Origin of the sequence: Klebsiella sp. HMSC25G12 (assembly GCF_001807705.1) — a bacterium.
Lineage (GTDB): Bacteria > Pseudomonadota > Gammaproteobacteria > Enterobacterales > Enterobacteriaceae > Klebsiella > Klebsiella variicola.
In genome coordinates, this window is the sequence record NZ_KV789844.1 from 1 (window position 1) to 5,074 (window position 5,074).

The window sequence follows — 5,074 nt, forward strand, 5'->3', positions numbered from 1 at the left end:
ATGACCGGGGTGGTCGACAGCAGCTTCAACAGTAAGGTGGAGCAGCACGCGACCACCGAAATGCAGGCGACAGCTGCTGATCTCAACAAGCGTTTTGACTCCCTGCAGGGGGAAGTGGACCTGCTGAGTAAGGCGCGAACCGCTGACCAGATACGTATCGACAAACTCAGCAGTGACAATGAAGCCATGCAGAATCAGCTGAAGGCGCTGGGCGTGAAACCGGCTGTCTCTGGTGGCGAGCCCGCGCCGACTCCTCCGTCACCGCCACCCGGTCCGGAAGGTGAGCCGCAACCAGCCAGTTATCCGCCGCAGACCGGCGCCGCGGTACCGCCTCCGACGGCATTCTATCCGGGGAATGGTATGACACCGCCGCCGCAGGTCAGCTACCAGTCTGTGCCGGTACCAAACCAGATACAGCGTAAAACGTTCAGTTACGACAAAGGAAAGAACGCGAAGTCATTGCCGTACATTCCGTCGGGGAGCTTTGCAAAAAGCATGCTTATCGAGGGGGCAGATGCCAACGCGTCTGTTACCGGGAATGAATCCACTGTACCGATGCAGCTGCGTATCACCGGTCGCGTGGAAATGCCAAACAGCAAAACCTACGACCTGACAGGGTGTTTTGTGGGGCTTGAAGCCTGGGGCGACGTATCGAGTGAGCGCGCCATTGTCCGGACCCGCAATATCAGCTGTATCAAAGGTGATAAAACCATCGATCAGCCCATTAACGGCCACGTGTCATTTATGGGGAAAAACGGGGTTAAGGGAGAGGTGGTGATGCGTAACGGAAAAATCCTCGGCTGGGCATGGGGGGCCGGTTTTGTTGGGGTCGTCTCAGAATTCGGAAAATAAAGCACGCTAAGGCGTAGTCACCCCGTGACTCCCCCGCGCCGATGCAGCGAGCTTCGTTCCGTCTTGCAGTGACGCAATCAGCGGGCAGGAAACGTTCCCTTTCCGCGCATGGCAGGCGCACACCAGTTCAGACAGCACGGCCTCCATGCGTGCCAAGTCGGCCATCTTCTCGCGCACATCCTTGAGCTTGTGCTCGGCCAGGCCGCTGGCTTCCTCGCAATGGGTGCCATCCTCCAGCCGCAGTAGCTCGGCGATTTCGTCCAGGCTAAAGCCCAGCCGCTGGGCCGATTTCACGAACCGCACTCGTGTTACATCCGCCTCGCCATAGCGGCGAATGCTGCCATAGGGCTTGTCTGGCTCCGGCAGCAGGCCCTTGCGCTGGTAGAACCGGATGGTCTCCACATTGACCCCGGCCGCCTTGGCAAAAACGCCAATGGTCAGATTCTCAAAATTAATTTGCATATCGCTTGACTCCGTACATAACTACGGAAGTAAGCTTAAGCTATCCAAACCAAATTTGAAAGGACAAGCGTATGTCTGAACCACAAAAGTCTGAACCACAAAACGGGCGCGGCGCGCTCTTCGCCGGTGGGCTGGCCGCCATTCTTGCGTCGGCCTGCTGCCTGGGGCCGCTGGTTTTGATCGCCTTGGGGTTCAGCGGGGCATGGATCGGCAACCTGACGGTGCTGGAACCCTATCGCCCGATCTTCATCGGCGCAGCGCTGGTCGCGCTGTTTTTCGCCTGGCGGCGCATCTACCGCCCGGCGCAAGCCTGCAAACCGGGTGAGGTCTGCGCGATTCCCCAAGTGCGAGCTACTTACAAGCTCATTTTCTGGATCGTGGCCGCGCTGGTCCTGGTCTCGCTCGGATTTCCCTACGTCATGCCATTTTTCTATTAATCACAGGAGTTCATCATGAAAAAACTGTTTGCCGCCCTCGCCCTCGCTGCCGTTGTTGCCCCCGTGTGGGCCGCCACCCAGACCGTCACGCTGTCCGTGCCTGGCATGACCTGCGCCTCTTGCCCGATCACTGTCAAGCACGCGCTTTCCAAGGTTGAGGGCGTGAGCAAGACCGACGTAAGTTTCGACAAGCGCCAGGCCGTCGTCACCTTCGACGATGCCAAGACCAACGTCCAGAAGTTGACCAAGGCGACCGAGGACGCGGGCTATCCGTCCAGCCTCAAACGCTGATCCGTTAACCGAACTCGGGAGCGACACATGGGACTCATCACGCGCATCGCTGGCAAAACCGGCGCGCTCGGCAGCGTCGTTTCCGCGATGGGCTGCGCCGCCTGTTTTCCTGCCATCGCCAGCTTTGGCGCGGCCATCGGACTGGGCTTCTTGAGCCAGTACGAGGGGCTATTCATTGGCATCCTGCTGCCGATGTTCGCCGGCATCGCGTTACTCGCCAATGCTATCGCTTGGCTCAATCATCGACAGTGGCGACGCACGGCGCTCGGCACGATAGGCCCGATCTTGGTGCTGGCAGCGGTGTTTTTAATGCGGGCTTACGGCTGGCAGAGCGGTGGACTGCTCTATGTCGGCCTGGCCTTGATGGTTGGGGTGTCGGTCTGGGATTTCATCTCGCCAGCACATCGCCGCTGCGGGCCGGACAGCTGTGAATTGCCAGAACAACGTGGCTGACGGCAACAGCCGTAGCCACCACAGAAAAGGAAAAATACATGACCACCCTGAAAATCACCGGGATGACCTGCGACTCGTGCGCGGCTCACGTCAAGGAAGCCTTGGAGAAAGTGCCCGGCGTGCAATCGGCGCTGGTGTCCTATCCGAAGGGCACAGCGCAACTCGCCATTGAGGCGGGCACGTCATCGGATGCGCTGACTACCGCCGTGGCCGGACTGGGCTACGAGGCAACGCTTGCCGATGCGCCACCGACGGACAACCGCGCCGGCCTGCTCGACAAGATGCGCGGCTGGATAGGGGCCGCTGATAAGCCCAGTGGCAACGAACGCCCGTTGCAGGTCGTCGTCATTGGTAGCGGTGGAGCCGCGATGGCGGCAGCACTGAAGGCCGTCGAGCAAGGCGCGCAGGTCACGCTGATTGAGCGCGGCACCATCGGCGGCACCTGCGTCAACGTCGGTTGTGTGCCGTCCAAGATCATGATCCGCGCCGCCCACATCGCCCATCTGCGCCGGGAAAGCCCATTCGACGGCGGCATGCCACCCACACCGCCGACGATCTTGCGCGAGCGGCTGCTGGCCCAGCAGCAGGCCCGTGTCGAAGAACTCCGTCATGCCAAGTACGAAGGCATCCTGGACGGCAATTCAGCCATCACCGTTCTGCACGGTGAAGCGCGTTTCAAGGACGACCAGAGCCTTATCGTTAGTTTGAACGAGGGTGGCGAGCGCGTCGTGATGTTCGACCGCTGCCTGGTCGCCACGGGTGCCAGCCCGGCGGTCCCGCCGATTCCGGGCTTGAAAGAGTCACCCTACTGGACTTCCACCGAGGCCCTGGCGAGCGACACCATTCCCGAACGCCTTGCCGTAATCGGCTCGTCGGTGGTGGCGCTGGAGCTGGCGCAAGCCTTTGCCCGGCTGGGCAGCAAGGTCACGGCCCTGGCGCGCAATACCTTGTTCTTCCGTGAAGACCCGGCCATCGGCGAGGCGGTGACAGCCGCTTTCCGTGCCGAGGGCATCGAGGTGCTGGAGCACACGCAAGCCAGCCAGGTCGCCCATATGGACGGTGAATTCGTGCTGACCACCACGCACGGTGAATTGCGCGCCGACAAGCTGCTGGTCGCCACCGGCCGGACACCGAACACGCGCAGCCTGGCATTGGAAGCGGCGGGGGTAGCCGTCAATGCGCAGGGGGCCATCGTCATCGACAAGGGCATGCGCACCAGTAGCCCGAACATCTACGCGGCCGGCGACTGCACCGACCAGCCGCAGTTCGTCTATGTGGCGGCAGCGGCCGGCACTCGTGCGGCGATCAACATGACTGGCGGCGATGCGGCCCTGGACCTGACCGCAATGCCGGCCGTGGTGTTCACCGACCCGCAGGTCGCCACCGTGGGCTACAGCGAGGCGGAAGCACATCACGACGGGATCGAGACCGACAGTCGCCTGCTAACACTGGATAACGTGCCGCGTGCGCTTGCCAACTTCGACACACGCGGCTTCATCAAGCTGGTCATCGAGGAAGGTAGCGGACGGCTCATCGGCGTGCAAGCGGTGGCCCCGGAAGCGGGTGAACTGATCCAGACGGCGGTGCTCGCCATTCGCAACCGTATGACCGTGCAGGAACTGGCCGACCAATTGTTCCCCTACCTGACCATGGTCGAAGGGCTGAAGCTCGCGGCGCAGACCTTCAGCAAGGACGTGAAGCAGCTTTCGTGCTGCGCCGGATGAGGAAAAGGAGGTGTTCAATGAGCGCCTACACAGTGTCCCGGCTGGCCCTTGATGCCGGGGTGAGCGTGCATATCGTGCGCGACTACCTGCTGCGCGGATTGCTACGGCCGGTCGCGTACACCACGGGCGGCTACGGCTTGTTCGATGACACCGCGTTGCAACGGCTGCGCTTTGTACGGGCTGCCTTCGAAGCGGGTATCGGCCTGGACGCACTGGCGCGGCTGTGCCGGGCGCTGGATGCTGCGGACGGTGACGGTGCGTCTGCGCAGCTTGCCGTGTTGCGGCAACTCGTCGAGCGTCGGCGCGAGGCCCTGGCCAGCCTCGAAATGCAACTGGCCGCCATGCCAACCGAACCGGCACAGCACGCGGAGAGTCTGCCATGAACAGCCCAGAGCACTTGCCGTCTGAGACGCACAAACCGATCACCGGCTACTTGTGGGGCGCGCTGGCCGTGCTCACCTGTCCCTGCCATTTGCCGATTCTCGCCATTGTGCTAGCCGGCACGACGGCCGGCGCGTTCATCGGGGAGCACTGGGGTATTGCAGCCCTCACGCTGACCGGCTTGTTTGTCCTGTCTGTGACGCGGCTGCTGCGGGCCTTCAAGGGAAGATCATGACCGCTTCCCAGCCAGCCGAGAGTGGGCAGCTTTGAGCTTCGCTACCAATCTGGAGGAGTACCACCATGAACGCAAACGCCCCGAACACTGCCAGTTGCACCACCTGCTGCGTATGCTGCAAAGAAATTCCGCTCGATGCCGCCTTCACCCCGGAAGGCGCGGAATACGTCGAACATTTCTGCGGGCTGGATTGCTATGAGGGGTCACCTCAGAAAACGGAATCTATGGTCACTCCCGTT

General features: G+C 61.7%; 8 protein-coding genes and 1 pseudogene. 8 read left to right on the top strand and 1 reads right to left on the bottom strand.

The genetic code is table 11. The features are described 5' to 3' along the window. Positions 1-840 (top strand): annotated as a pseudogene (locus HMPREF3096_RS07520) (TrbI/VirB10 family protein); the annotation flags it as partial. A gap of 18 nt (positions 841-858) precedes the next feature. Here HMPREF3096_RS07520 and merR read toward each other — a convergent pair. Next, positions 859-1,314 carry an Hg(II)-responsive transcriptional regulator gene (merR, locus tag HMPREF3096_RS07525; protein WP_001166628.1) on the bottom strand — a complete coding sequence of 152 codons (456 nt, stop codon included), beginning with the start codon at positions 1,312-1,314 and terminating at the stop codon, positions 859-861. Positions 1,315-1,385: 71 nt separating this feature from the next. Here merR and merT point away from each other — a divergent pair, with 71 nt between their 5' ends. The 7 genes from merT to HMPREF3096_RS28920 all read left to right on the top strand — a co-directional run. Then, on the top strand, positions 1,386-1,751 hold the full coding sequence (merT, locus tag HMPREF3096_RS07530; RefSeq protein WP_001294656.1) for a mercuric ion transporter MerT: 366 nt from the start codon (positions 1,386-1,388) through the stop codon (positions 1,749-1,751). A 15-nt stretch (positions 1,752-1,766) separates the two neighbouring features. Next, positions 1,767-2,042 carry a mercury resistance system periplasmic binding protein MerP gene (gene merP / locus HMPREF3096_RS07535; RefSeq protein WP_000732275.1) on the top strand — a complete coding sequence of 92 codons (276 nt, stop codon included), beginning with the start codon at positions 1,767-1,769 and terminating at the stop codon, positions 2,040-2,042. Positions 2,043-2,069: 27 nt separating this feature from the next. Further along, positions 2,070-2,495 (top strand): organomercurial transporter MerC, encoded by a 426-nt coding sequence (gene merC, locus HMPREF3096_RS07540; protein ID WP_000522996.1) that lies wholly within the window; start codon positions 2,070-2,072, stop codon positions 2,493-2,495. Positions 2,496-2,533: 38 nt separating this feature from the next. Then, positions 2,534-4,219, top strand: a complete 1,686-nt coding sequence (merA, locus tag HMPREF3096_RS07545; RefSeq protein ID WP_000209296.1) for a mercury(II) reductase — start codon at positions 2,534-2,536, stop codon at positions 4,217-4,219. Between the two features lie 17 nt (positions 4,220-4,236). Then, a complete protein-coding gene (gene merD, locus HMPREF3096_RS07550; RefSeq protein WP_001277466.1) occupies positions 4,237-4,602 on the top strand; it encodes a mercury resistance co-regulator MerD in 366 nt (121 codons plus the stop codon). After that, a complete protein-coding gene (gene merE, locus HMPREF3096_RS07555) occupies positions 4,599-4,835 on the top strand; it encodes a broad-spectrum mercury transporter MerE (RefSeq protein ID WP_001087807.1) in 237 nt (78 codons plus the stop codon). Before merD ends, merE begins: the two co-directional genes overlap by 4 nt. A 65-nt stretch (positions 4,836-4,900) precedes the next feature. Beyond that, positions 4,901-5,074 (top strand): DUF3330 domain-containing protein (locus tag HMPREF3096_RS28920; RefSeq protein ID WP_077270154.1); only part of this gene is annotated, 174 nt, incomplete at its 3' end.